This is a genomic window from Arthrobacter sp. NPDC056691 (assembly GCF_042791415.1).
In the GTDB taxonomy this organism is placed as follows: Bacteria; Actinomycetota; Actinomycetes; order Actinomycetales; family Micrococcaceae; genus Arthrobacter.
The window spans coordinates 1-23437 of record NZ_JBHTXX010000046.1 but is presented as its reverse complement, the minus strand read 5'-3'; the positions used below and the strand labels follow the sequence as shown (position 1 = coordinate 23437).

The 23437-nt window shown below is 66.9% G+C and carries 27 protein-coding genes; 14 read left to right on the top strand and 13 right to left on the bottom strand.

Annotated features, from left to right (window positions below; genetic code table 11):
• The first annotated feature begins 6 nt into the window (after positions 1-6).
• From ACFRAU_RS24175 to ACFRAU_RS24155, 5 genes are all read left to right on the top strand, one after another.
• Positions 7-1086: a GtrA family protein gene (locus ACFRAU_RS24175; RefSeq protein ID WP_378001789.1), complete on the top strand. Its 1080-nt coding sequence runs from the start codon at positions 7-9 to the stop codon at positions 1084-1086.
• 26 nt (positions 1087-1112) lie between these two features.
• A complete protein-coding gene (locus ACFRAU_RS24170) occupies positions 1113-1709 on the top strand; it encodes a DUF4956 domain-containing protein (RefSeq protein ID WP_378001788.1) in 597 nt (198 codons plus the stop codon).
• Complete coding sequence (locus tag ACFRAU_RS24165) at positions 1706-2500, top strand: polyphosphate polymerase domain-containing protein (RefSeq protein WP_378001787.1); 795 nt, start codon at positions 1706-1708, stop codon at positions 2498-2500. Before ACFRAU_RS24170 ends, ACFRAU_RS24165 begins: the two co-directional genes overlap by 4 nt.
• 43 nt (positions 2501-2543) lie before the next feature.
• Entirely contained in the window at positions 2544-4094 is a 1551-nt protein-coding gene (locus ACFRAU_RS24160; RefSeq protein WP_378001786.1) for a carbohydrate-binding domain-containing protein, read from the top strand.
• Positions 4095-4274: 180 nt separating this feature from the next.
• Positions 4275-4979, top strand: a complete 705-nt coding sequence (locus ACFRAU_RS24155; protein ID WP_377997450.1) for an endonuclease/exonuclease/phosphatase family protein — start codon at positions 4275-4277, stop codon at positions 4977-4979.
• Positions 4980-5035: 56 nt separating this feature from the next.
• Here the strand turns inward: ACFRAU_RS24155 and ACFRAU_RS24150 are convergent, their stop codons facing one another.
• The 5 genes from ACFRAU_RS24150 to ACFRAU_RS24130 form a co-directional block, all read right to left on the bottom strand.
• Positions 5036-6919, bottom strand: coding sequence for a DUF5671 domain-containing protein (locus ACFRAU_RS24150; protein ID WP_378001785.1), 1884 nt, complete (start codon positions 6917-6919; stop codon positions 5036-5038).
• Complete coding sequence (locus ACFRAU_RS24145) at positions 6877-7356, bottom strand: hypothetical protein (protein WP_378001784.1); 480 nt, start codon at positions 7354-7356, stop codon at positions 6877-6879. Before ACFRAU_RS24145 ends, ACFRAU_RS24150 begins: the two co-directional genes overlap by 43 nt.
• Before the next feature lie 8 nt (positions 7357-7364).
• Positions 7365-7553, bottom strand: coding sequence for a DUF1918 domain-containing protein (locus tag ACFRAU_RS24140; RefSeq protein ID WP_377997453.1), 189 nt, complete (start codon positions 7551-7553; stop codon positions 7365-7367).
• Positions 7554-7637: 84 nt separating this feature from the next.
• Entirely contained in the window at positions 7638-7988 is a 351-nt protein-coding gene (locus ACFRAU_RS24135; protein ID WP_377997454.1) for a TraR/DksA family transcriptional regulator, read from the bottom strand.
• Positions 7989-7994: 6 nt separating this feature from the next.
• Complete coding sequence (locus ACFRAU_RS24130) at positions 7995-8531, bottom strand: NUDIX domain-containing protein (protein WP_378001783.1); 537 nt, start codon at positions 8529-8531, stop codon at positions 7995-7997.
• A gap of 14 nt (positions 8532-8545) precedes the next feature.
• Between ACFRAU_RS24130 and ACFRAU_RS24125 the strand changes: the two genes are divergently transcribed.
• Positions 8546-9055: a metallophosphoesterase family protein gene (locus ACFRAU_RS24125; RefSeq protein WP_378001782.1), complete on the top strand. Its 510-nt coding sequence runs from the start codon at positions 8546-8548 to the stop codon at positions 9053-9055.
• A 101-nt stretch (positions 9056-9156) separates the two neighbouring features.
• Here ACFRAU_RS24125 and ACFRAU_RS24120 read toward each other — a convergent pair whose 3' ends face one another.
• From ACFRAU_RS24120 to ACFRAU_RS24110, 3 genes are all read right to left on the bottom strand, one after another.
• On the bottom strand, positions 9157-9333 hold the full coding sequence (locus ACFRAU_RS24120) for a CsbD family protein (protein WP_378001781.1): 177 nt from the start codon (positions 9331-9333) through the stop codon (positions 9157-9159).
• 96 nt (positions 9334-9429) lie between these two features.
• Positions 9430-9870 (bottom strand): DUF1810 domain-containing protein, encoded by a 441-nt coding sequence (locus tag ACFRAU_RS24115; protein WP_378001780.1) that lies wholly within the window; start codon positions 9868-9870, stop codon positions 9430-9432.
• 7 nt (positions 9871-9877) lie between these two features.
• The gene (locus ACFRAU_RS24110) at positions 9878-10150 is read right to left on the bottom strand and encodes a hypothetical protein (protein ID WP_378001779.1); all 273 of its coding nucleotides are present in this window, start codon (positions 10148-10150) and stop codon (positions 9878-9880) included.
• Positions 10151-10553: 403 nt separating this feature from the next.
• Between ACFRAU_RS24110 and ACFRAU_RS24105 the strand changes: the two genes are divergently transcribed.
• Complete coding sequence (locus ACFRAU_RS24105; RefSeq protein WP_378001778.1) at positions 10554-11930, top strand: ammonium transporter; 1377 nt, start codon at positions 10554-10556, stop codon at positions 11928-11930.
• A gap of 28 nt (positions 11931-11958) precedes the next feature.
• On the opposite strand, the gene ACFRAU_RS24100 is transcribed toward ACFRAU_RS24105, so the two are convergent.
• Positions 11959-12615, bottom strand: coding sequence for a DNA alkylation repair protein (locus ACFRAU_RS24100; protein WP_378001777.1), 657 nt, complete (start codon positions 12613-12615; stop codon positions 11959-11961).
• Positions 12616-12998: 383 nt separating this feature from the next.
• Here ACFRAU_RS24100 and ACFRAU_RS24095 point away from each other — a divergent pair, with 383 nt between their 5' ends.
• From ACFRAU_RS24095 to ACFRAU_RS24070, 6 genes are all read left to right on the top strand, one after another.
• Positions 12999-14102: a glycoside hydrolase family 16 protein gene (locus tag ACFRAU_RS24095; protein ID WP_378001776.1), complete on the top strand. Its 1104-nt coding sequence runs from the start codon at positions 12999-13001 to the stop codon at positions 14100-14102.
• Between the two features lie 329 nt (positions 14103-14431).
• On the top strand, positions 14432-16282 hold the full coding sequence (locus ACFRAU_RS24090) for an HNH endonuclease (RefSeq protein ID WP_378001775.1): 1851 nt from the start codon (positions 14432-14434) through the stop codon (positions 16280-16282).
• Between the two features lie 102 nt (positions 16283-16384).
• Positions 16385-17278 (top strand): ribonuclease Z, encoded by an 894-nt coding sequence (locus ACFRAU_RS24085; RefSeq protein WP_378001774.1) that lies wholly within the window; start codon positions 16385-16387, stop codon positions 17276-17278.
• 45 nt (positions 17279-17323) lie between these two features.
• Positions 17324-18448 carry a 23S rRNA (uracil(747)-C(5))-methyltransferase RlmC gene (gene rlmC / locus ACFRAU_RS24080; protein ID WP_378001773.1) on the top strand — a complete coding sequence of 375 codons (1125 nt, stop codon included), beginning with the start codon at positions 17324-17326 and terminating at the stop codon, positions 18446-18448.
• Between the two features lie 148 nt (positions 18449-18596).
• Positions 18597-18983 (top strand): Hpt domain-containing protein, encoded by a 387-nt coding sequence (locus ACFRAU_RS24075; protein ID WP_377997430.1) that lies wholly within the window; start codon positions 18597-18599, stop codon positions 18981-18983.
• Between the two features lie 136 nt (positions 18984-19119).
• The gene (locus ACFRAU_RS24070) at positions 19120-19707 is read left to right on the top strand and encodes a DoxX family protein (protein WP_378001772.1); all 588 of its coding nucleotides are present in this window, start codon (positions 19120-19122) and stop codon (positions 19705-19707) included.
• Positions 19708-19714: 7 nt separating this feature from the next.
• On the opposite strand, the gene ACFRAU_RS24065 is transcribed toward ACFRAU_RS24070, so the two are convergent.
• The 3 genes from ACFRAU_RS24065 to ACFRAU_RS24055 form a co-directional block, all read right to left on the bottom strand.
• Complete coding sequence (locus tag ACFRAU_RS24065) at positions 19715-20689, bottom strand: dienelactone hydrolase family protein (protein WP_378001771.1); 975 nt, start codon at positions 20687-20689, stop codon at positions 19715-19717.
• A gap of 85 nt (positions 20690-20774) precedes the next feature.
• On the bottom strand, positions 20775-21281 hold the full coding sequence (locus ACFRAU_RS24060) for a DUF664 domain-containing protein (RefSeq protein ID WP_378001770.1): 507 nt from the start codon (positions 21279-21281) through the stop codon (positions 20775-20777).
• Positions 21282-21291: 10 nt separating this feature from the next.
• Positions 21292-22128 carry an aldo/keto reductase gene (locus ACFRAU_RS24055; RefSeq protein ID WP_378001769.1) on the bottom strand — a complete coding sequence of 279 codons (837 nt, stop codon included), beginning with the start codon at positions 22126-22128 and terminating at the stop codon, positions 21292-21294.
• 380 nt (positions 22129-22508) lie between these two features.
• Between ACFRAU_RS24055 and ACFRAU_RS24050 the strand changes: the two genes are divergently transcribed.
• The gene (locus tag ACFRAU_RS24050; protein WP_378001768.1) at positions 22509-23033 is read left to right on the top strand and encodes a DUF2087 domain-containing protein; all 525 of its coding nucleotides are present in this window, start codon (positions 22509-22511) and stop codon (positions 23031-23033) included.
• Positions 23034-23106: 73 nt separating this feature from the next.
• Here the strand turns inward: ACFRAU_RS24050 and ACFRAU_RS24045 are convergent, their stop codons facing one another.
• Positions 23107-23280 carry a hypothetical protein gene (locus ACFRAU_RS24045; RefSeq protein ID WP_378001767.1) on the bottom strand — a complete coding sequence of 58 codons (174 nt, stop codon included), beginning with the start codon at positions 23278-23280 and terminating at the stop codon, positions 23107-23109.
• Between the last annotated feature and the right edge of the window lie 157 nt (positions 23281-23437).

The window sequence follows — 23437 nt, the reverse complement described above, 5'->3', positions numbered from 1 at the left end:
CCCGCCATGATCATCCTGATCCCCGCCTACGAGCCGGACACCCAGCTCCTCGAAGTGATCGGCGCGATCCGCGCGGCAGACCCCGCCCTCACCCTGGTCGTCATGGATGACGGCAGCGGGCCGGCCTACGGGCAGATTTTCGACGGCGCCCGCCGGGCGGGCGCCCACGTCATCAGCCATGCAGCGAACCGGGGCAAGGGCGCTGCGCTGAAAACCGGCTTCCACTTCATCCTGGACCGTTTCCCCGGCCAGGCCGTGGTGTGCGCGGACAGCGACGGCCAGCACCGCGTTGTGGACATCCTGCGCGTCGCAGAGCTCGCCGGCACGGACGCCACCGCCATGGTGCTCGGCGCCCGCACCTTCGCCGGCGACGTTCCCGCACGCAGCCGTCTCGGGAATGCCGCCACCAGGCTGCTGTTCCGGCTGGCCACCGGCGAGCGCATCGCCGACACGCAAACAGGCCTCCGCGGCTACCCGGCATCGATGCTGCCGTGGCTCCTGACCGTCAGCGGCGAGCGCTACGAATATGAGCTGAACCTCCTGCTCGAGGCCAAGGCGGCCGGGTACCGCATAGCCAGCGTGGGCATCGCCACCATCTATCTGGACCACAACTCCGGATCCCATTTCCGGCCACTCGCGGATTCGGTGCGCATCTATGCCCCGCTGCTGAAGTTCCTGCTGTCGTCCTTTGCCGGTTTCCTGATCGACACGGTCGCCTTCCTGGCCCTCAGCGCAGCCACCGACTCGGTCCTGGCGGCCGTCGTCGGCGCCCGGGGCCTGAGCGCCACGGCCAACTTCCTGATCAACCGCAGGCTGGTGTTCAAACACGGACGCGAGAAGCCTGCCGGCGCCACTGCAGCGCGGTACTTCGCCCTGGCGCTCGCCCTGCTGGCGGCCAACTACGCAGTCCTGACGGCGCTCGCAGGCGCCGGCGTCGCGGACCTGCCGGCCAAGCTGCTCACCGAGATCGCCCTGCTCGCCGCGAGCTACGCCATCCAGCAGCGGTTCCTGTTCCCCGCAGGTCATAAACCAGACCTTGTTCCGGCACAGCCCCGCCACAGCTTGGCCGTGAATCGTAACAAGTAGCCCACCACGAGACTCCGGAGAACCCCATGAACCACCTGATACTTATCGCCGCAGACGTCATCGCCATCTGCGTGCTCACCTTCGCCCTTTACGTCCGGCGCCATCGGCGCAGGGACCTGGCCGTCTCCTACCTCGGGATGAACATCGGCGTCCTGGCCGTGGCCACAGCACTCTCCGGTTCCGCCGCCGGCCTGGGACTGGGGCTGGGCCTTTTCGGGGTTCTCTCCATCATCCGGCTGCGCTCCACCGAACTGGCGCAGCACGAGGTGGCCTACTACTTCTCTGCCCTGGCCCTGGGCCTGATCTCAGGCATAGGCGTTGAACCGGTCTGGCTGACCCTGTCCCTCATGTGCCTGGTGCTTGGCGTGATGTTCGTCGGCGACCACGAGCGGGTCCTTCCGGCCTACCGCCACCAGACCGTTGTCCTGGACCGCGCCATCTTCCGCGAGGACGAACTCACCGCCCGGCTTGAGGATCTCCTCGCCGCGAAGGTCCACACCGTCACCGTGCAGGAACTGGACCTCGTGAACGACAAGACCACCGTTGACGTCCGCTTCGCCTGCCTCCCCGCCCGCGGAACCCGGCTGAACAGTCTGACCAGTCTGGACGGAGCGGCGGCATGAGCCCAACACCCGGGACCGGGGAGGCAATGCTCCCCAACCTTGCCGCACTGCCGCCGATCGGCCTCGAGGAGCTCAACGCCGAAGCCGCCCTGCAGACCCGGGTGGACCGGAAGTACGTGGTACCCGCCGCGACCGCCCGGCAGGTGCTGGCGACCTTTAGCAGCCGGGCCCGCGTCCTCGAAATGGACGGCCTCCGGTCCTTCGCCTACGACTCCGTCTACTTCGACACCCCGCAACTGCACAGCTACATGCTCGCGGCGCGCGGCCGCCGCCGGCGCTACAAGATCCGCACCCGGACCTACGCGGACACCGGAGCCAGTTTCCTTGAGGTCAAGACCGAGGGGACACGTGCGGCCACCGTCAAGGAGCGCATCCCCTATGGCATCGCGGACCGCTCCCGGCTCACCGCAGAGGGCCTGCTATACATCAGCGAAACCCTGGCCACGGCCGTTGGGGGCGTTCCGGACGGCGCCCTCGGTCCCGTGCTGGAAACCCGCTACCGCCGGACCACCCTCTACCTCCCGGAGTCCGGCAGCCGCGCAACCATCGATTCAAACGTCACGTGGCAGGCCGGGGACGGCCGGCCGTGGGTTCTCGCCGGCAGCGTAGTGCTCGAGACCAAGTCCGGATCGGCCGCCGGGCCGCTGGACAGGCACCTCTGGCAGCACGGTATCCGGCCCTCCAGGATCTCCAAGTTCGCCACCGGCATGGCGGCGCTGCACCCGCATCTGCCCGCCAACCGCTGGAACCGGGCCCTCCGGCACAGCCTGCATTTGGCACCGGCAGCCTGATCCACCGCCCTGCATTCCACCCAAGACCTCCAAAGGAACCACCATGCGCAAATTCAGCAAGACATTCTCCGTGGCCGCCTTCGCCCTGGCCCTCACCCTCGCCGGCTGCTCCGCCTCGGGAAGCACCGCGTCCAACGGAACGTCCGGCACCACTTCATCGTCCGGCACCCAGATGGTGACGGCAGCCTCGATTTCCGAGGACACGCATTATGACGCCGACGACCTCACCTGGGATGCGGCCAAGGAAGTGGCCGTCACGCTCAAGGACGGCGCCACCACGGTGGCAGGCTCAGCCGCCGGAGTGAAGATCGACGGCGACACCGTCACCATTAGCGCCGCCGGCACTTACCGGCTGTCAGGTTCCCTCAGCGACGGCAAGGTGGTCATCGCCGCCGGCAAAGAGGACGTGGTACGCGTGATCCTCGACGGCGTGACGCTCACCAGCTCAACCGGCTCACCGTTCGTCGTCGAAAGCGCCAACGAGGCCATCCTGTTCCTCGAGGAAGGCACCACCAACTCCATCAAGGACGCCGCAACGTACGCGGACCAGGGCACCGACGCTCCGAACGCTGCACTCTACTCCCTGGCCGACCTGACACTGGCCGGGACAGGCTCACTGGACGTCACCGGCCAGTACAACGACGGAATCGTGTCGAAGGACGGGCTGGTCCTGGCCGCCGGCAATGTCACCGTGAAAGCCGCCGACGACGGCATCCGCGGCAAGGACTACGCCGTGCTGCTGGACGGCACGTATCAGATCACCGCCGGCGGCGACGGCTTCAAATCGGACAACGACACCGACGACGGCCGCGGCTGGCTCCTGGTCAACGGCGGCAAACTCACCGTCAGCGCCGGAGACGACGGTGTCAAGGCGCAGAACCAGCTTGCCATCGCGAACGGCACCGTGACCGTGGCCGAGTCCTCGGAGGGCCTCGAGTCCCAGCACATCGCCATCAGCGGCGGCACGGTCTCGGTGACTGCCTCCGACGACGGCGTGAACGCCTCCGGCGGCGCCTCCACCGCAGCCCAGCCAGGCGGCGGCATGGGCGGCGGACCCGGCGGCGGAGAATCGGTGGGTGACTACTCCGCAGACATCTCCGGCGGCACCATCACCATCAATTCCGAGGGTGACGGCCTGGACTCCAACGGCAACGCCTCCATCTCGGGCGGCACCGTGGTGGTCAATGGGCCCGAAAGCAACGGCAACGGCGCACTGGACGTCAACGGTGAGCTGGCGGTCAGCGGTGGAACTGTGGCGGCTGCAGGAAGCGCCGGCATGGCGGTCACCCCGGGAACCAGCTCCACCCAGTCGGGTGTGCAGGTCACTTTCGCCACGACTGCACCGGCCGGCACCGCCGTGCAGCTGGCAGACGCCGACGGCAAGCTCGTGGCCACGTTTGTGACCACCAAGGCCACGGGTTCGCTCGTCTTTTCGTCGTCGGCCATCGAGGCAGGGAAGCAGTACACGGTGTACACCGGAGGCACGGCGAAGGTGGACTCAGGACTGGGCGGCGGCTCCCTCGACGGCGCCACGAAGCTTGGCACGGTCACGGCAGGAGAATACACGCAGGGACACGGCCCCGGCGGACGGTAACCGGGGAATCTGGCAAGCGGCAGGTCAGCGGGCCGCGGCACCCGGCGGAATCCGGCGCACGTCCGGCGCGGCACATTTTGCCCCGCCGGACGCGCGCTTAATGTCCGGATCTCCATATGATGATCTGGGTAGACTCGGAGACTGGTCCTTCTAGCAGCCCTCGGAAGAGGTGTTCCACTGATGCGAGTAATTAGCTACAACCTCCGCAAGCACAAGGCGAGTGGCGAACTGATGAGTCTGGCCCGCAACTTTGGGATAGACGTCCTGTGCCTTCAGGAATGTGACTCATCCGATCTGCCCGACACGCTCGGCCCGCTCCACCTGGCCGACTACACCAAAGGCAACCGGCTGGGCCTGGCCATTTATTACCGGACAGACAGGTTCACGGCCCTCGACACCCAAACTTTCGCGCTGAAGAAATCCATGCACGACCGTGTGATGGCACCGGCCCATGAGCGGCTGATCGGCACCCGGATGGTGGACAACGAAACTGACCATGAGCTGGTGGTGGGTTCGTTCCACGCAGCCCCGCTCACGGCGTCGAACTCGCTGCGGCGCAAGCAAATCCACGCGGCGCACGCCGAACTTCTGAGCATGGGCACCGGGCTCATGACACTGATGGTGGGCGACTTCAACTATCCGTTCTTTACCAAAAGCCTTGACGCGCACATGAAAAACTCCGGCTACGCGCTGTCCCTGAGCAACCGCAGGACCTACACCCGGTACAAGGTCTTCAAGGGCCACTTCGACTTTGCCACGTCACTGGGCCTGGACATTGAAAGCGTGGAGACACTCCCCCGGGGGAAGTCGGACCACCTGCCCATCCTGGTGACGGCCGAATACGGCGCAGACCGGGCTCCGATCAAGGCGCAGCCGGTTTCCTGAAGCAGTGCCGCCCCTGCCCGGCCGAGCGCCCAACTGGGTAACAGTTCAGGGCGTTCTCAGGGCTGGGAACGCCCTGAAGTGCTACCCAGTTGCCGCACCGGGATGACGTCAATCCGGGCGCCGGGTCCGACGACCACCAGCACCCGCTCACCGCTCACACCCTCCAGCGCCGCCACAACTTCTCCGGGATCCAGTCCCCTGCGTCCGGAGGAGGCGGCAGCACCGCCGTCGGACTCTGGCTGGGAACCGGCAGGTGGGCCGGACCGTTGCCATACCGTCACATCGGCCCCGGTGGCCTCACGGATCGCGCGCGACAGCGGAAGCGGGTCAGAACCGGACACCAAAATGACCTGGCCAATAGCCCGTGGCCCGGCCCCGTCCGGACCGGCCTCCTGCAGCGGAACGTTCTCTTGCCGCTGGGGGCCAGCGTCCGCCGGCAGCACAGCACGCTCCCGTCGCCAGACGCTGTAGTGATAGGCGGCCACGAGCGCGGTGGCGGTCAGCAGTCCGAGCGGCGCCCGGATCCGTCCCACCAGGTTTCCAGCGCTCGCCGGGTCCAGCAGATACTCGAAGGCCTGGTAGCCCACCACCAGCAGGGCGATCAGTGCCACCACGGCGCTGATCCCAAAAATAGCCACCAAATAGATGCGCCGTCCGGCAGCGCGGCGGGATGTCATGCCGTCCGCAGGGTCGGCGCTCGCCGGTTCCCGCAGGTTCATCGGCTGCCACGCCCTCCACCAGACGGCCCCGCCCACGGCCAGTGCACTGATGCCGCCCAGCAGCAGCGTGCGCGTGCCCGTTCCCGCCAGGGTTGTTTCGGCAAAGCCCAGGGCGGCGTTGACAACGACGCCCACACCTGAGGCCGCAGCGACCAGTGCCACTCCGGACGCCAACAACTGCCCCGTCTCCCGCATCTTCGCGGACCGCGTGGCCGTCGGCACCGAGTGGTAGCGCCAGACGAGGGAACCAACCACTGCCGCGGCCAGCGCTGGGCCGAGGGGATCCACGAGCCGGATCATCTCTTCGGTGCGGTCCAGTACCAGCCGCAGCAGGACGAACACCGCAGTGATGGCGCCGGCCATTGCCGTGATGCAGCCGCCAAGCACACCGAAGACCGCCGCGGCCACGTTGGCCAGCGGTGAGGACAGGCGCCGTGCTTCGCCGCGGAGCCAATGCCACCACCACACGAGGAATCCGCCGCTGGCCCAAATGAGCGGCTGCAGCACCGAAACCCACCAGGGCGATCCCACGTCGTGTGTATCTGCCAATCCCCGCAGCGCCGCATCGAGAAGACTGCCGAGCGCGGTAATGGCTCCGCCGGCAAATATGAGCAGCCCCAGTACCGACCCTGCGAGCGCCGGGACGGTGTCCAGCCGGCGTGGCCCCTTGCCGCGGTGCTGCCACATCCACCGGTGCCACGCCCAGACAGCCGCCCACACCACACCAGTGGCCAGGGAGGAACGCCATTCTGTTGCTTCAGCCACGGAATCGGCACCCCGCGCGCCCGCCGCGGCGCGGGCCAACAGCCCGACCAGTTGAGCTGATGCGCCGAGCAACGCGGTAACAGCAGTGACGAGGGCGATGGTGTAGACGCCTGCGATGTAGAGCCCCCAAGCGACTGAGGAGCGCTCCGCCTCCTCCGCCTGCCGGCGCCACACGAGCCACCAGAGGACGGCCGCCATGCACCCGCCGACCAGGCCGAACGCGAGGGACCGGGCGAGGCTCCCGATGTCGCTGCCGGCGAGCGCCGTGTTAGCGGTCAACAGCCGCTCCAAAAGTCCGGCCACACCGGACGCGGCGATCAGCACGAGGACGAAGAGCAGCACAAAGACCACCAGCCGCCGCACGGCCGGCACTGCCCGCGATGATGCCCCGGGGGTGGCGGACCGGACGGCACTCACGGCGTCGCCGCCGGAACCGGGCAGATGGTGAGTTGCCACGGGGCGGTCGCAACGAGCCAGTTGCCGTTGACCCTTTGCAGGCCGAACACTGCCTCGGTCTCGTACTCGGGGTTCCCGAACGGACCGCTGCCGCTGGACGTGGTCAGGACGACGTGCACTTCCGCCGTGTCGGCATGCTCCACGGTGGAGGCCAGCGTGACCCGGAGCGTGCCCGCCGCAGGACGGTCCGCCGGGACGCACGGCTTGTCCGGGTACGAGGTCCCGAGGCGTCCGTCCGTCGAATAGCGGGCGGCTGCCGCGCCGTCGTTGTTGAGGACGGCCGCCGCATACCGCTGGACCACTCCCGCCGGAGTGTTCTCGGCCAGCGGTTCCGGCTGGCCCCGGAAAAGGACCACAGCGAGCGCCACGGCGACAAGAACGGCAATGATGGCAAGGACTGCGATCAGGGTCCGGTCGGGCCGTGGAGGTGCGGTCATCCGGGCAGCTAGGTGGTGTGGTGCTCGACGGTGAAGTCGCCGCCGGGGTAGAGGATGGTCTCGTGACCATCGTCAAAACGGACATGGTACGGCGGCGCTCCGTTGGCGCCCTTGACTTCCAGAATCTCACCGTGCCGGTCCGAGGACTCCACTGTCCTGCCCCGGATGATGATGCGGTCTCCCTGGGTTGCCTGCATGGCAATCACCTCCCAGCCCTAGAGTACGATGCTCTTCCCTCCGGCGGAACAGCCCCGCGGGCATGGTCCGGGATGGGGCTGGGATTAAGCCCTGCCGCCCGTGTGGCGGATGCAGAAGGGGGTCCAGGGCCGGGCCTCCAGCCGCCCTTCGGCGATCTGCTCCCCGCACACCGCGCATATTCCGTAGGTGCCGGACGCGATGCGCCCGAGCGCGGCATCCACCTCCGCCAGTCCGGAGCGGCTTTGGTCCAGGAGCGCCGATGCCTGCGAAAGTTCAAAGGCGATGGTGGCACCCTCGGGGTCGTGTTCGTCGTCGACGTTCGAGTTGTGCCGGGCAGCGTTGGCCGAGGCTATGTCTGCACGGAGGGCCGGCAGGAGGGCAAGCTTCCTGTCCCGTTCCTCTTCCAGCAGCAGCCGGAACTTCTCAGTGTCCATCGCTAATCAATGTCCACTGCCGGAGCCGGCCAGCAGCCTGCCGCGAAGCTCCGGCCAGGACGCGGCAAAGGAAGGATGCAGGTTGATGCCGGCCACCTCCTCGACGGGAATCCACAGCAGTTCGATGCTCTCGGGGTCATTGATGGCCGGCTCGAACGGTTCGAGCACCCGCACTGCCACGGTGGTGTAGGACCAGTAGCCGACGTCGAACACTGACGTGAAGAGCAGTTTGACGCTCTGTTCGGGGACGGCCGCCTCCTCGTGGGCCTCGCGCAGTGCGCCGGTCACGGCGTCCTCGCCCTGGTGCAGGGCTCCTCCGGGGAGTCCCCAGGTTCCGCCGTGGTGGCTCCAGGTGGCGCGGTGCTGCAGCAGCACGCCCTTCTCCACATCGTGGGCCAGCAGGCCAGCCGATCCGAAGCGCCCCCAGAACTTCCCCCGGTCGCCCTCCACCCAGGCGTCACCCGGGTCGCGGAGGCCAAGGGGACGGCGGGGATCACCGGGTGAGGGCGGGACGATTTTCTCCATCGTCCCAGTCTGCCTCATGGGAAGATGCTTCGATGAGCCTGCGCCTGGTCCTGGTTGCCGACACCCACGTCCCAAAGCGCGCCCGGGCGCTGCCTGAACAGGTGTGGGCCGCCGTCGAGGACGCTGACGTGGTATTTCACGCGGGTGACTGGGTGGGCGCGCGCCTGCTCGATGAGTTCGAACGCCGCAGCAGGCGCCTGATCGGTGTCTACGGCAACAACGACGGTGACGAGCTACGGCAGCGCTTGCCGGAGACGGCCAGTGTGACGCTCGACGGCGTCCGGTTCAGCATGATCCATGAGACCGGTCAGGCGAAGGGCCGGGAAAAGCGCTGCGAGGCCCTCTTTCCTGACGTCGATGTCCTGGTTTTCGGCCATTCGCATATTCCCTGGGACACGGTGGCGCCCGGCGGGATGCGCCTGCTCAACCCCGGCTCCCCCACGGACCGCCGCCGGCAACCAATGTGCACGTACATGACCGCCGCCGTCGTGAATGGCCGTTTGGACGACGTCCAACTGGTGGAGGTCGTCACCAGCCCGTGACTGTCCCAACGGGAAAGGGAGCCCTGCCGCGGTTGCCCGGGCGGGACTCCCCTGTAATCTCCGCTGCAGACGGAGAGCCAGAACGTGGTGGTCCTGTTTGGTCAGTCCTTCTTGAACGCGTCCTTGACCTTCTCGCCAGCCTGTTTCAGATCGGCTGCGGACTGGTCAGCTTTGCCCTCGGCCTCAAGGCCCGGGTCGTCCTTGGCCTTGCCGGCGCCTTCCTTGGCTTTGCCGCCAAGTTTCTCTGCCGCATTGTCGATTTTGTCGTCCAGACCCATGCCACTGTCCTTCCGTCTGCGCAGCCCGCTGGGTGCAGGCCGGCTCGTCCCCCCAGTCTAGGTGCGCCAACTGGCCGGGTGAAGGGCAACTACCACTTACGGGCGCGGGCTTGCCAGCAGTCGGTCGGTGGCGGCGTCGGCCTCCCCGTCGAAGTAGTGCTCCAGAACGCGCCGGAACACCAGTTCGCCAGGTGCCGCCCGCAGGAACAGCGTCATGGACGACTGCAGCTTCCGGGCATCGATGCCGCCGAATATCTCGGCCGCGCCGCGGTCGCCCACGTCATCGACTGCGGTGGCGCACTCGATCAGTCGCGGTCCCAATACAGGATGCTGCAGGTAGGCGCGCGCTTCGTCCAGGGACGCGATGGCGTACCGCCTGGAGGTGGCACTTTGCCCCAGACCCGAGACCTGGGGAAAGACGAACCACATCCAGTGGGTTCCCTTGCTGCCTGCGCGGAGCTCCTCCAGGGCCTGGGCGTAGGTGGCACCGTCATTCTGCGCCGCGACGAACCGCTCCAAGTCATACGGGTCGTTCATGGCGGTCCTAACTGGACACGTCCCGTTCGATGTCCTCGGCAAGTTCATCCACGTCTTCGGGCCGCATGCTGATGCCGGCGCCGTCCAACCGTTCCTTGAGAACATGGCTCACATCGTCCTCCACGTGGCCCAGCCGGATCTCGTCGCGCACCTCCTCGGCGATATCTTCGACGGTACCGGGGTTCTCCGCCCCTGCCGCGGAATGAGCGGCCTCCGCCGCAACATCCGCGTGCGGATTCTCAGTGAAATAGTCATCGCCGGTAGCTGCAGATTCAGTCATATCCCATGGTGGCGGCGCCAGTCAGATCCGGTCAACAGTCCGCGCAGGAAACCATCCGGCGCCCAACTCCGGCGCCGGGCCGGGCCCCCGGACATGGATATGTTTCATTCATGCGCTTGTAACGCGGCCTCCCGGAGGCAGCTTTCACTGCGGCTCAACGGATTCGCCCGAGTTTCCGGCCAAAAAGCGGCAGTGTCAGCATAAAAGCACCCCAGGCATCAGGGTTCGTTAACAAATCCGAAACACGGCAGTCACGCGGGCTTTACGTTGGCGCGATTTTTGAAACCCCCGTGAAACTTCCCACGCCCTGACCCGAAACATAAATCCACCAATATCAATGAGGGGCGTGGCGCCGGCATCAGCGGGCCGCGGAAAGGATGAGTTTCCTGGGAAGGGAAAACGCGTGGAAATCACTGCGGCGAACGTTTGGATGATGGTGTCGGCGGCACTGGTGCTGCTCATGACCCCGGCACTGGGGCTCTTCTATGGCGGCATGACCCGTGCCAAGGCATCCCTCAACATGATCCTGATGAGCTTCGTGTCCGCCGGCATTGTGGGCGTCGTCTGGGTACTCTGGGGCTACTCGATGAGCACCGGCGAAGGCGTGCTGGGCCTGTTCGGCAACCCGTTTGCCAGCTTCGGCCTAGGCGGCCTCATGGGCACCCCCGACCTGATCAAGGCCGGATTCGCTGGAACCTTCGCGATCCTTACCGTGGCCCTCATCAGCGGCGCGATCGCCGACCGCGCCAAGTTCACCGCCTGGGTTCTTTTCGTGCCGATCTGGATCACGGCCGTCTACTGCCCGCTCGCATTCATGATCTGGGGCGGCGGCCTCATGAGCCAGGGCGGAGCAGTGAGCGCCATCTTCGGCCAGGTCATCGACTTCGCCGGCGGCGCCGTCGTCGAAATCAGCTCCGGCATCGCCGCCCTGGTGCTGGCCGTGATCGTCGGCAAGCGCCACGGTTTCGGCAAGGATCCGGGGCACCGCCCGCACAACATCCCGTTCATCATGCTCGGCGCCGGCCTCCTTTGGTTCGGATGGTTCGGCTTCAACGCCGGCGCCGCCACCACGGCCGAGCAGGCCGGACTGATCTGGGTCAACACCCTGGTGACGCCGTGCGCCGCCATGCTGAGCTGGCTCCTCACCGAGAAGGTCCGCCATGGCCACCCCACGTCCCTGGGCGCCGCGTCCGGAGCAGTCGCCGGCCTCGTCGCCATCACGCCGTCGTGCGCCAACATCAGCCCAGTGGCCGCCATCGGCCTGGGCCTGGTTTCCGGCGTGGCGTCGGCGCTCTTCGTCGAACTGAAGTTCAAGTACGGCTTTGACGACTCCCTGGACGTCGTCGGCGTTCACCTCGGCTCCGGCCTGGTGGGCACCCTGGCCCTCGGCTTCATTGCCCTCCCCGTCAACGGCGAAGGCGGCGGCCTCTTCTACGGCGGAGGCGTCCAGCAGCTCATCGCGCAGACGGTTGCCGTTCTCATCACGCTCGCACTCTCCGGGCTGATGACCGCGATCATCGGTCTCGCGATTCACAAGACCATTGGCTTCCGGGTCAGCCATGAGGCCGAAGTCGCCGGCGTCGACCGCTCCGAGCACGCCGAGAGCGCCTATGAATTCGGCAGCATGGGCCACAGCCAGTTCCACCCGCTTCGCCAGCACTACGCAGCTCCGTCCGCCAGCCCCGCGGGCGCGCCCGCCGGTCCCGCCGCGGAAGACGCCGTCGACAGTTCCTCCTCCCAGGCGGCGGAGGAACTGCAGCCCGCAGCGGCCTCCGTCTAGTACTTCCGCTGTTCACGGGATCCGGGTCCTAGCGGCGGAAGGCGAGCCGGAGCTCCGGCCTTCGCTCCGCCACGGCGTCCAGAACGGCGTCAACGGCCTCCTGGTCCGCGTTGTTTTCCGCTGTCGCCGTTACGGCCCGTGCATCTGCAGCCATTTTGACGCGGCGTACGAAACCATCCCAGTCACCGCCGCCCGACCTGAGCGCCCGCAGGGGTGCCATCAGCGACGCGCGGCGGAGCCAGACATCGGGGTCCCCCGCCCACCTGTCCAGCACCGCGTCCGCACGCGCACGTGACTGGCCCGCAAGCCCCTCCACCAGAGGACCAACGACGTCGACGGCGATCGGGTCGACGAGCGTCGGCAATTGCGCGTCCCGCACAAAGCCCTCAATGCGCGTCAGGTCGGAGTTGGTCAGCAGCTCCACCTTGGACTGCAGAAGAACGACGCCGGCCAGGCGCCGCTCGTAAACAGGCACCTCCCATAGTTCGGAACTTAGGGCGGTGACCTCATCGTGGCCCAATCCGGCGTGACGGCGAAGGGCGTCGCGGACTGTTCCGCGCACGGCACCCACCGACGCGCCGTAGTACCGCATCCCGCTGCCGAACCGGTGACGCATCTCCTCGGCCCGGTGCCACGAAGCCTCGCGCTGCAAGGTGTCATCCACAAATTCGCCGGCAGCACTCACCCGTTCATTCTTTCCGGCAAGGTGGCCGGCAGTCCAACGCCTGTTACGCCAGCGGGAGCCACAGGGCTGGAATTTTCGCAGAATCCGGATCCACTGTTCGCGCAGGTCAGGCCGCTCATGCGCCGGAAAAATGCCGGAAAGCCGCGGGTTTTTGCGCTGTCGGCGTTTGCAGGCAAAGATCACGGTCAGGTAACGTTGACGCCAATCCTAGAGGATCGGTCCGAACGCGGACCACGTGCCCTATTGCTGGGCCCGGATGCGCAGGGTGGTTCTACGGCCGCCCCGGCCCCGTCGATCGGGGCCCAGAAACGCCTCGTGCTTTTCTTCACCACCTAAGTTGTGGCTGCCTTTTGCTCGGCGGTCCTATGCCCGGAGGGGTCTTTTTGTTTAAGAAGAACATCGCCATAGCCATTAGCGTCGGCGCGCTGTCCCTGACCGGCTGCGGTCTCGCGCCCACCGGCCAGCAGGCTCACTCGCCGGCCGCTGCGGGAGGCAATACGTCCACCAGCCAGTCCGCCGCGCCCGCTGCCGCCCGGGCCGCTTACACCACACCGTCGTCGGCCACTGCCAGCAAAGCCGCTGCAGCGAAGGCCGCTTCGGCCAAGGCGGCAGCTGCCAAAACTGCTGCTGCCAGGGCCGCTGCGGCGAAGGCCGCAACGGCGAAGACGGCTGCCGCGACAACCACTGCGGCACAGGCTGCGGCTGCTCCGGTTCAAGCCGCGCCCGCCGTCGTTGCTCCCGCAACGGCTGCCCCCGCTCCGGCGGCTGCCCCGGCGAATGCGGCTTCCGCCGTCGTTGCCCCGGCCCTAGCTGCAACCGCTGCAACGGCCCCGGCCGGAAGCGGCACCCAGGCCGCCTCGGCGTTGGGCTGGGGATCCGTCGTCGCCGGCGATGAATTCAACTACACCGGCGCACCGGACGGTACAAAGTGGAGCGTGTACAACAGCTCCGGCCATGCGGGCAAAGGTCTGCGCAGTCCCAAAGCCTGGTCCGTGGCAAACGGCGTGGCAACCGTCAGCGGTGACTCGGCGGGAACCACCGGCGGCATGTCGGCCAAGTTTGCAAAGCAGAAGTACGGCCGCTGGGAAACGCGCATGAAGACCAACCAGCGTGACCCCGAATACCACCCGGTCCTCATCCTCTGGCCCGACACCAAATCGTCGACGTGCGCAGAGATCGACTACTCCGAGAGCACGTCTGACACTGCTCTGGTGAAGTTCTTCCTGCACTATGCATGCAGCGGCAGCAGCAAGCAGACCTACTCCTCGAAAGCCGTCGACACCACGCAGTGGCACAACTACGCCGTGGAATGGACTCCTGCCGGCATCACGGGCTACATCGACGGTGTAAAGACGTTTACCGACACCAACCCGGCCCACCAGCCTTCCGGCAGCATGCACCAGACGCTGCAGCTCGACTGGTTCCCCGACGGCTCCCGCACCACGCCTTCCCAGATGCAGGTCGACTGGGTACGCGTCTACAAGTAGAGACGGCTTGTTCCGCTCTTGAGGACGTCCTCCGGCCAGGTCACGACGACGGTGGCCACGGCAGCGTACAAGCCAGCCATAGTGCACCGCAGGGTGTCCGCAGTGAGCGGGCACCCTGCGGTGTTGGCACGGCTTGCGCCTTCCGGTCCGCGGTTTCCCGGATCCGAGCGGTCAACTGGGTAGCAGGTCAGGGCGTTCCCAAGGCTCAGAACGCCCTGACCTGCTACCTGGATCCCGTCTCGGGTGGATTCAAAAGGATTCTCAGATCATGTCCACATCTGTCGTCTGGCCAGCCCTTTAATGTCAGTCCCCCTTGGGAGACTGTGTTCATGGAAGGCAGCGGGAATTCAGTACTGACGGGAGCGGCGCCGCACGGCGGCGGGCTGCGTGCTGCCACGTTTCCCGGCGACCTCTGTGATGCCGGGATCCCCATCCTTGAGTTCACCTACGACGCGATTCCCGACGACGCGTTCGGGAACGACGGGTTCCTCGACGAGGTCATTCCATACGACGATGACCTCGACACCGCGTATCCGGAGTCTTTTCCGGAGGATCCGTTTCCCGAGGCACTGTTTTACGACGCGGTGTTCGCCGGCGGTGCGCCCTCCGTGGTTGATGCGCCTTGGCTGAGTCTCGACGCAAGGCTGGCGGCGGCCGAGGTCATCTTGAAGGCCGACCTCACCGCCGACGGTCCCGGACTGATCGACCAGACCCAGGCGCTGGAAAAATTCAAACGCTGGGCTACTGGTCAGCAGGCCCGGCTTGCCGTCACTTTCGAAGCGAAACAGCGTCAGGAACAAGCTGAACTCGAAGCCGAAAGCAGTCCAGGTCATGGCAACCGCAGCACTCTGTCGGCCGAGGACCTGGGCAAGAAAAGGCCCAAAGAACAGAACCTTGGGGTGGCCGAGCAGATCGCACTTGCCCGAGGCGAGTCCCCGCACCGCGGCGGCCGGCTGCTTGGCATGGGCAAGGCCCTGGTGACCGAGATGCCGCACAGCCTGGCCGCCCTGGACACCGGGCAGCTGAACGAAGAGCGCGCCATGTATGTCGTGAAGGAAACAGCCTGCCTGACCGTGGAAGACCGCTCGGCGGTCGATGAGGAGCTGGCTGCTGATACGGGGACGTTCAATGGCGCCGGGACCCGGGCCGTCATCGCCGCTGTCAAGGCCGCCGCCACCCGGCGGGACTCCCGCTCCGTCACGCAGCGCGCCAGCCACGCCGCGTCGGAGCGGTCTGTGAGCCTGCGCCCCGCTCCGGACTGCATGACCTACCTGACCGCGTTGCTGCCCGCCCACCAGGGCGTCGCCGTGTATGCGGCCCTGACCCGGCACGCCGACACACTTAAGTCCGCCGGGGACCCCCGCAGCCTGGGACAGATCAAGGCCGACACCCTCGTCGAATGGACCACCGGCACGCCCGGCGGCATCACCGGCATCGACATCAGCCTCGTCATGACCGACCGCACCCTCCTCCAAGGCGACACCGAACCCGCACGCCTCACCGGCTACGGCGTCGTCCCCGCACCCTGGGCCCGCAACCTCCTCACCCATGCAGAAGCACCAGAACAAACACCAGAACACCGACAGGTGCAGGGACAAGAACCTCGGGCCGGAGGCTCAAACACGCCCGACCCAACCACCGGCCAGAAGGACGCAGGCCAGAAGGACGCAGGCCAGAAAGCCGTGCAGGAACTGAAGATCTGGCTCCGCCGGCTCTACACTGCCCCGGAAACCGGCGACCTCGTGGCCATGGACTCCCGGCGCCGGCTCTTCCCGCCACCGCTGCGCCGCTTCATCCAAATCCGCGACAACACCTGCCGACCCCCCTACTGCGACGCACCCATCCGCCACCACGACCACATCATCCCCTGGCACAACAACGGCCCAACCAGCCTCGCCAACGGCGCAGGCCTCTGCGAAGCCTGCAACCACACCAAAGAACTCCCCGGCTGGAAAGCCCAACCCAGACCCGGACCACGACACACCATCGAAATCACCACCGCACACCATCGACATCACCACACCTACCAATCCACCGCACCCCCACTACCGGGGACCGGAGCCCGGGGACCGGGCTGTCCGGAACGGGCTGAGCGAAACCAACCCGACTGGACCGGGCTGAGTGAATCCGCTCCGCCCGGAGGGAGCCTGAGCGAAAAAGCACCAGTCCGGCCAGTCTGAAACGCCCACCACAGTAACCGGCAATGGTGCCTGCGAGCGCCGGACACCGCCGGTACTGAAGTGCCCGCTTGCCGGCGCCCTCCCTGTGAGACACTCGGTGTCATGCGTGAACTCGTCGTCCTTGGAACCGCTTCGCAGGTCCCGACGCGGACGCGAAACCACAACGGCTACATGCTGCGCTGGGATGGCGAGGGCCTCCTCTTCGACCCCGGCGAGGGCACCCAGCGGCAGATGATCCATGCCGGTGTTTCCGCCAACCAGATCACCCGCATCTGCCTGACCCATGTCCACGGTGACCATTGCTACGGGCTTCCCGGCGTGCTGTCACGTATGGCCCTCGACGGTGTGAAGCACCCGGTGCACCTGCACTATCCCGCGTCCGGAGAGGACGTTGTCCGGGCGCTCGTCTCCGTGGCGTCGCCCGGCATCGACCTTCGCCTGCAACCCCACTCGGATGCCGGCGAAATCGCCCCGGGGCTCGAGGTACGGCCCCTCCGCCACCGGATTGAAACCTACGGCTACCGGCTGACCGAGCCGGATGGCCGAACCATGCTGCCCGAGCGGCTGGCGGCGGCGGGCATTACGGGCCCGGACGCGGGCCGCCTGCAGCGGGAAGGGGTCCTGCGGGGAGTGCGGCTTGAGGACGTTAGCGTTCCGCGCGCCGGCCAGGGCTTCGCGTTCATCATGGACACTGCCCCGTGCGAGGGAGCCGAGGGCCTGGCCGACGGCGTGGACCTCCTGGTCACGGAATCCACCTTCAGCGACGACGACGCCGCGTTGGCGGCGCAGTACGCGCACCTCACGGCCGGGCAGGCCGGTGATCTGGCCGCCAACGGCGGCGCCGGAACCCTGGTCCTTACCCACTTTTCCTCCCGGTACGGCGACGTCGATATCCTGGCCCAACAGGCACGGGCACGCTCAGGAGGGACCGCCGTCGTACCTGCCAATGACCTGGACCGGATCAGCCTCCCCAAGCGGCAGCGGCCGCCTTCCTGACCGGCGGCCGGAGGAGGTCCGCAGAAAAAGTAGAATTAACCAGACATGCAATGTTCCTACTTCGATGCCGCCCGCTGCCTCTCCTGCACCCACATGGGCAGGCCCTACAACGAACAGCTGGCCGGCAAGCAGCTCCACTGCCAGACGCTCCTCTCCGACCACGCGTCCGTAGAGTGGCTGCCGCCTGTGGCGAGCCGCGAGTCCGGCTTCCGCAACAAGGCCAAGATGGTGGTGGCCGGCACGGCCAAGAATCCCACCATCGGGATCCTTGACGCCGAGGGCCGCGGCGTCGACCTGCGGGAATGCGGCGTCTGCTCGCCCGGATTGCTCGCGTGCTTTCCCGTCCTGGCGGCCTTCATCAGCCGGGCCCACCTGACGCCCTACGATGTCCCGCGTCGCAGCGGCGAGCTCAAGCACCTGATCATCACCGAATCCCCCGACGGCGAGATCATGCTGCGCCTGGTCCTGCGTTCGGAAAAGCTCGTGCCGCGCATCCGGGAACACCTCCCCACTCTCCTGGCGGCCCTGCCGCAGGTGAAGGTTGTCTCGGCTAACCTGCACCCGGAACACAAGGCAGTCCTGGAAGGCGACCGCGAGATTCTGCTCACCGGACAGTCCACGCTGCGCATGCACGTCAATGACCTAGACCTCCACCTCCGGCCACAGAGCTTCTTCCAGACGAACAGCGACATGGCGGCGGCCCTGTACCGGCAGGGGCGCGAGTGGGTCAACGAACTGGCGCCGGCGTCGGTCTGGGACCTGTACTGCGGCGTCGGTGGTTTTGCCCTGCACTGCGCTGATCCGTCCCGCGACGTCACCGGCATTGAAACCAGCCGCGAAGCCATCGTTTCGGCCAAACTCAGCAGCGACGAAGCACGCCTGCCGCGCATGAACTTCCAGGCGGGCGATGCCACGGCCTTTGCCGTCGCCGCGGACCAGGCGCCCGAACTGGTTATCGTCAACCCGCCACGGCGTGGCATCGGCAAGGACCTATGCGGCTGGCTGGAGGCTTCCTCGGTGCAGCATGTGGTGTACTCCAGCTGCAATGCGCAGTCACTGGCCCGTGACCTGGCGGCACTCCCCTCGTTCACCGCGCGGCGGGCCCGGGTCCTGGACATGTTCCCGCAGACCACGCACTACGAAGTGATGGTGCTGCTCGAACGGGCCTAGCCACGCCCCGGCATTCTTGATCCGAACATCAGCAAAAGTTTCTCCCGTCTTGAGGTCCCCGCGGGACAGTGGCCGGTAAGCCGCGCAGCAAGGTCGCGGCATGGGCCGATGGGCGGGGCATGCAGGGGACAGCAGCAGGCGGTACACGGTGACCGGCACAGAGGACATCCCCGTCCTGGACGCCGGCCCGTTGCAGACCCTTGCCACCGAGGTGGGTCCCGCTTTCGCAGAAGCCTTCATCGATGACTACCTGCAGATGTTGCCGGACCGGGCGTCGAGGATCCTTCGCGCCCTTGCCGGCGGCGACCCGCGGATGGCGGCGGACGCCGTCGTCAGCCTGAGGGCCACCTCTGCCATGGCAGGAGCCCTGCGGCTGGAGCGGTGCTGCAAGGAACTGGAATCACGCATCCGGCGCGGGCAGCGGCTGGAGCCCGATGCGGTCAGGGCAGTACTGTACGCGAACATCCGGCTGCTGGTGCGCGAAGCCGGCCGCCAGGGGCACCTCCCGCCGTCAAGGCCCAAGGGCCAGGACTGAGTACGACGGCGGGTCCCCGGCGCCGGGGGCGCCGAACGGATAGTTCCTGAATCCCCACGATCAGGCGGACGTAGAATCGACGGACAAGATCGCCTGAAGAGCAGCCGAACGGCTGAACCGTTTACAGGAGGATTCCATGAGCCGCACGAGCACCAGCCCAGTCGCGCCAGTCGCCGCCACAATTGCACAGACCATTTTCCGCGTGGGGCTGGGCGGCGTCCTCATTGCGCATGGCACACAGAAGCTCTTCGGCTGGTTCGGCGGCGGCGGGATCGAGGGCACCAGCAAGGGGATGCACGCCATGGGGTTCCGGCCTGCGAAGCCAAGCGCGGTCCTCGCCGGCCTCGGCGAAGCGGGCGCCGGCCTGGCCCTCGCGCTGGGGCTGGGCACTCCGGCTGCCGGGGCAGCCGCGGCCACCACCATGGGCGTTGCCGCCAGCGTGCACGCCCCCAACGGCTTCTTCGCCCAGGAAGGCGGCCTTGAATACCCGGCCGTCCTCGGACTTGCCGCCGCGTCCTTCACCATTGGCGGGCCAGGCAGCGTCTCCCTCGATTCCATCACCGGCCATGTCCTGGACCGGCCCTGGATGCGGGCCGTCGCCCTGGCCGTCATTCCCACGGCCATCGCGTTCCAGGTCTACCGCCGCCAGAAGGCCCTGGCCCGCGACGCAAGCGGTCCGGACGCGGCCGAGATCGCCGAAGAGATCCCGGGCGCCACGAGCTAATCGCCTACTAGACGTACTTCTTGAACCACGCCAGCGTGTCTTTCCAGGCGGCCGTTGCCTGCTGCTCGTTGTAGCGCTCGCCGGTGTCGTTGTGGAAGGCGTGGTCGACGCCAGGGTAGACCTTGAGCTCGTTGCGCACACTGGTGGCCGCCAGGGCGTCCCGAAGTTGCGGCATGGGTCCGGTGATCCGGTCATCCAGTTCGGCGTAGACGCCGAACACAGCTGGCTTGATGGACGGCACCTTGTCCAGGTCAGGTGCCGGCCCGTAGAAGGCTGACGTCGCCTTGAGGCCGCTAATCTCCACCGCCGACTGCCAGGTGATGCCGCCGCCGAAGCAGTAGCCGGTCATGGCGATCCGGCCCTGCTCCACGAAGTCCTGCTTCTGCAGGTAGTCGAAACCGGCCGCAAAGTCCGCCACGTGCCGCTTCGCCCCGGCTTGCGTCAGGGCACCCGGGACGGCGTCCCGGTCCAGGCTCGCCGTGCCGCCTTCCCTGCTCAGCAGGTCAATCGCCAGGGCCGCGTATCCTTCCTTGGCGAAGCGCCGGGCCACGTCCTGGATGTGGGGAGTCAGCCCGCGGTTCTCGTGGCAGACCAGGACGGCGGGGCCGGGCTTCCCGCCGTCGGGCCTGGCGAGGTAACCACTGATCTCGGTGCCGCCGGACGCAAACTTCACCGTCGACGTCGTAATTCCGGCTGCACCCTCGGGAACGGACAGCGGGCTCTTCGCACCCGGAACGGCGCCGCCGGTGGCTGTGCCCGTGGCGGAGCCCGACGTCGGGTTGGGAGTGGGCATGGGATCGGTGCTGCGCGGAACTTCCTGGGGCGTGCACCCGACCAGGAGCATCGCCGCTGACGCGGCAGCCATGCTGCCGGTGATGAACGCGACCCGGCGGGTGAAGGTGTGCTGGCTCATGGCCCCGGCACGGTAGTCGTCGAAAAATTCCTCGATCAGGTACTTCTCAAACTTGCCAAGCTGGGTCATCACGGCCTCCTGGAGTTTTTGCCGCTTATCCTCCTCTGAACCCCACTGCCGGGCAAGGGAACCGGGTGCACCCGGACGGCCAGGGTTAAGTGCCGCCTTTCAGGCCCTTGGCGTAGGCGGCCTGCCCCGCGTGCTGAAGGCAGTCGGCAATCGTGCTGACCAGCCGGACGCCGAAGGTGACCGGCGGGTCCCATCGGGTATCCACGACCCGGTCAAGGTCGTCGTCGCCGAGTCCGCCCAGCACCTCCGCTGTCTGCCGGTGGACCGCCCCGTAGTACGCAGCGAGCAGCTCCCGCGGCGCCCGAACGGCGTCGACCTTGTCTGAGGAGTGGCCGTAGCCGGTGTCCCGCTCGGAAAGCGGCAGGTGGAAGCGCCCGGCGAAGCCCTGCGAAGTCCACACCTGCTGCAGCCCGGCCGCGGAGGCAACCTGCGCGTCCTCCACCCGGCTGAGGTGCCAGACCAGCCAGGCGATGGAGTTGCCGTTGCCGGCGGGACGGCGGGTCAGGGTTTCGTCGTCAAGCCCCTCGAGCGTGGCCTCCACGATTTCGCGGATGCGGCCAAAGGCGTCCAGAAAGACTTCGTTGGATTTCATCAGGTCCCCTTTACATTTGGCTGTGCGCGGCAACGGCTGGATCGGAACCGATGCGGGCACCGGCTTCGAGGGCGGTGATCCCGCCAATCTCTTCAGGCGTCAGGACGACGTCGACGGCCGCCAGGTTGTCCCGCATCCGGCCGCTGTTTGCCGACTTGGGAATGACGATGGTGCTCTGGGCAAGGTGCCAGGCCAGCACAACCTGGGCCGGGGTGACGCCGTGCCCGTCGGCTACGGATGTGACCGCCGCAGCGTCCAGGTCAGCACCCTGGCCCAGGGGGCTGTACGCCTCCACGGCAATGCCCCGGGAGCGGCTCTTCGCCGCCAGTTCAGGTTGCTGGAACGTGGGGTGCAGCTCAAACTGGTTGACCGCCGGAACCACGTCCGCCGACTGGAGGAGCGTGTCCAGATGGTTTGCCAGGAAGTTTGACACGCCGATCGCGCGGATCTCGCCGCCTGCGTGCAGCTCCTCCATTGCTTTCCATGCCTCGGCAAAAAGGTTTCGGGATGGCACCGGCCAGTGGATCAGGTACAGGTCAACGTAGTCGACGCCCAATTCACGGCGGCTGTGCCCGAAGGCTTCCCGGGCCGTGCCCTGCTCGCCGTTGCGCAGCTTGGTGGTGAGGAAGATGTCCGCACGGGGGATTCCCGAGGCAGCGATCGCGGCGCCAACGGCGGCCTCGTTGCCGTATGCCGCCGCGGTGTCGATGTGGCGGTAGCCGGCTTCCAGGGCGTCCTCCACGATGCGCTGGGTCTCTTCCGGCGGCACCTGGAAAACGCCGAAGCCCAGTTGCGGGATTTGTACGCCGTTGTTCAGGGTGACATTCGGTACTGTCTGCTTCGGCATCATGAAATCCCTCTGTCGCTGCGGCGGGTCACCCTAAGTATGCCTCCCGCCGGGCGGCGGCGGAGGAACCTGCGCGCGAGCGGGCCACCTGGACCATTGGTATGACTTCGGAAGCCATGCGCCCAACACGGCCAGCGCAATAGCCCAGGTTGTTCTCTGCCGTTTCGGGCCCGCTCACTCACGGTTGTCCCCGGGACCATTTCACATCACGACGCCGGCTGGCGCCAGATGCTTTCGGCTGCGCCACCTCGGCCGCGCCACATCGGTTCCACGGCGAGTACGCCTACCGGCCTGAACTGCCCAAGACTACGATTTGCGTGGTGTACGGGCCAACGCTAGCCTGCACGGGTCCGGCAGGCCCAGAGCAGAGGGGAATCGCGGTGAATAGGGAGACCAGGCAGAGCGGGCCGCACTGGCGGCGGGTGATGGCTGCCCTCGCCAACCACGACGCGCGGACCGCCTACGCACATATAGTGCTTGGGGCAACGCCCGAAGACGTGTCTTTCCGGCTGGCGGGCCAACGCCGCGACCGGGCCATCGCCGCCCTGCTCGATGCAGGCCTGGTCGAACGGACCGCGGGCAATGAATTGGAGGCATCCGAGTCGATCTTCCGCGACCTTCTTACGCAGCAGCCCAAACGCCAGCCGCAGACTGGAGTGGCCCGGTTCATGCGTCTGGGCCGGATCGACAGGTATCCGGCAAACCAGGCGGAACGGCGGGAACTCCTGGCCTGGATTGCCGGCGATGCCTTCGAGCCGGGCGAGGAGCTCACCGAGCGAAGGGTCAATGAACGGCTCCTCAGCTACACCGACGATGTGGTGCTGCTGCGCCGCTACCTGATCGATTTCGGCGTGCTGGAGCGGACGCCATCGGGATCCTCCTACTTCCGCCCCAAAGAAGCGTAGGCTCAGTCCCCGCGAGCCTTCCCTTATGGCGGCGTCGTTGGCCTTCCGGAGCGCAGGGCCTCAATTCCAGGTGCTAGGCATCCTCGGAATCCAGATCGAAGTCCGGCAGGTCCAGCAGTCCCAGATCCTCCAGGACCGTTGCGTCCTCATAGGTGGTAGCTATGCACCGGACCAGGGCAGGAGGTACCCGGAAATGGGTGTCGATGGTCAGGATCCCCTGCTCGGCAAGCCCCTTGAGTTGGGTCATGGCCGCGGCCTTCAGCGACTCGACCGTGCTGATTTCCTCTGCCGACGCACCTGTCCGCGGGTCTAGACGATATGTCTGAGGGGTTGTGGCCGGGGCTGGGGTGCTGGCCCTTCTGATTCGTCCATTATCGCCGGGCAGTTCCGGACCGCGGGCTTTG

Excerpts from the sequence above, each read along its gene's own strand:
- ACFRAU_RS24125 (WP_378001782.1), top strand. The coding sequence starts at position 8,546 with ATGAGCCTGCGCCTGGTCCTGGTTGCCGACACCCACGTCCCAAAGCGC.
- ACFRAU_RS24135 (WP_377997454.1), bottom strand. The coding sequence starts at position 7,988 with ATGGACACTGAGAAGTTCCGGCTGCTGCTGGAAGAGGAACGGGACAGG.
- ACFRAU_RS24120 (WP_378001781.1), bottom strand. The coding sequence starts at position 9,333 with ATGGGTCTGGACGACAAAATCGACAATGCGGCAGAGAAACTTGGCGGC.
- ACFRAU_RS24110 (WP_378001779.1), bottom strand. The coding sequence starts at position 10,150 with ATGACTGAATCTGCAGCTACCGGCGATGACTATTTCACTGAGAATCCG.
- ACFRAU_RS24115 (WP_378001780.1), bottom strand. The coding sequence starts at position 9,870 with ATGAACGACCCGTATGACTTGGAGCGGTTCGTCGCGGCGCAGAATGAC.
- ACFRAU_RS24085 (WP_378001774.1), top strand. The coding sequence starts at position 16,385 with ATGCGTGAACTCGTCGTCCTTGGAACCGCTTCGCAGGTCCCGACGCGG.
- ACFRAU_RS24155 (WP_377997450.1), top strand. The coding sequence starts at position 4,275 with ATGCGAGTAATTAGCTACAACCTCCGCAAGCACAAGGCGAGTGGCGAA.
- ACFRAU_RS24160 (WP_378001786.1), top strand. The coding sequence starts at position 2,544 with ATGCGCAAATTCAGCAAGACATTCTCCGTGGCCGCCTTCGCCCTGGCC.
- ACFRAU_RS24165 (WP_378001787.1), top strand. The coding sequence starts at position 1,706 with ATGAGCCCAACACCCGGGACCGGGGAGGCAATGCTCCCCAACCTTGCC.
- ACFRAU_RS24140 (WP_377997453.1), bottom strand. The coding sequence starts at position 7,553 with ATGCAGGCAACCCAGGGAGACCGCATCATCATCCGGGGCAGGACAGTG.
- ACFRAU_RS24055 (WP_378001769.1), bottom strand. The coding sequence starts at position 22,128 with ATGCCGAAGCAGACAGTACCGAATGTCACCCTGAACAACGGCGTACAA.
- ACFRAU_RS24045 (WP_378001767.1), bottom strand. The coding sequence starts at position 23,280 with ATGACCCAACTCAAGGGGCTTGCCGAGCAGGGGATCCTGACCATCGAC.
- ACFRAU_RS24070 (WP_378001772.1), top strand. The coding sequence starts at position 19,120 with ATGAGCCGCACGAGCACCAGCCCAGTCGCGCCAGTCGCCGCCACAATT.
- ACFRAU_RS24170 (WP_378001788.1), top strand. The coding sequence starts at position 1,113 with ATGAACCACCTGATACTTATCGCCGCAGACGTCATCGCCATCTGCGTG.
- ACFRAU_RS24090 (WP_378001775.1), top strand. The coding sequence starts at position 14,432 with ATGGAAGGCAGCGGGAATTCAGTACTGACGGGAGCGGCGCCGCACGGC.
- ACFRAU_RS24175 (WP_378001789.1), top strand. The coding sequence starts at position 7 with ATGATCATCCTGATCCCCGCCTACGAGCCGGACACCCAGCTCCTCGAA.
- rlmC (WP_378001773.1), top strand. The coding sequence starts at position 17,324 with ATGCAATGTTCCTACTTCGATGCCGCCCGCTGCCTCTCCTGCACCCAC.
- ACFRAU_RS24065 (WP_378001771.1), bottom strand. The coding sequence starts at position 20,689 with ATGACCCAGCTTGGCAAGTTTGAGAAGTACCTGATCGAGGAATTTTTC.
- ACFRAU_RS24060 (WP_378001770.1), bottom strand. The coding sequence starts at position 21,281 with ATGAAATCCAACGAAGTCTTTCTGGACGCCTTTGGCCGCATCCGCGAA.
- ACFRAU_RS24130 (WP_378001783.1), bottom strand. The coding sequence starts at position 8,531 with ATGAGGCAGACTGGGACGATGGAGAAAATCGTCCCGCCCTCACCCGGT.
- ACFRAU_RS24145 (WP_378001784.1), bottom strand. The coding sequence starts at position 7,356 with ATGACCGCACCTCCACGGCCCGACCGGACCCTGATCGCAGTCCTTGCC.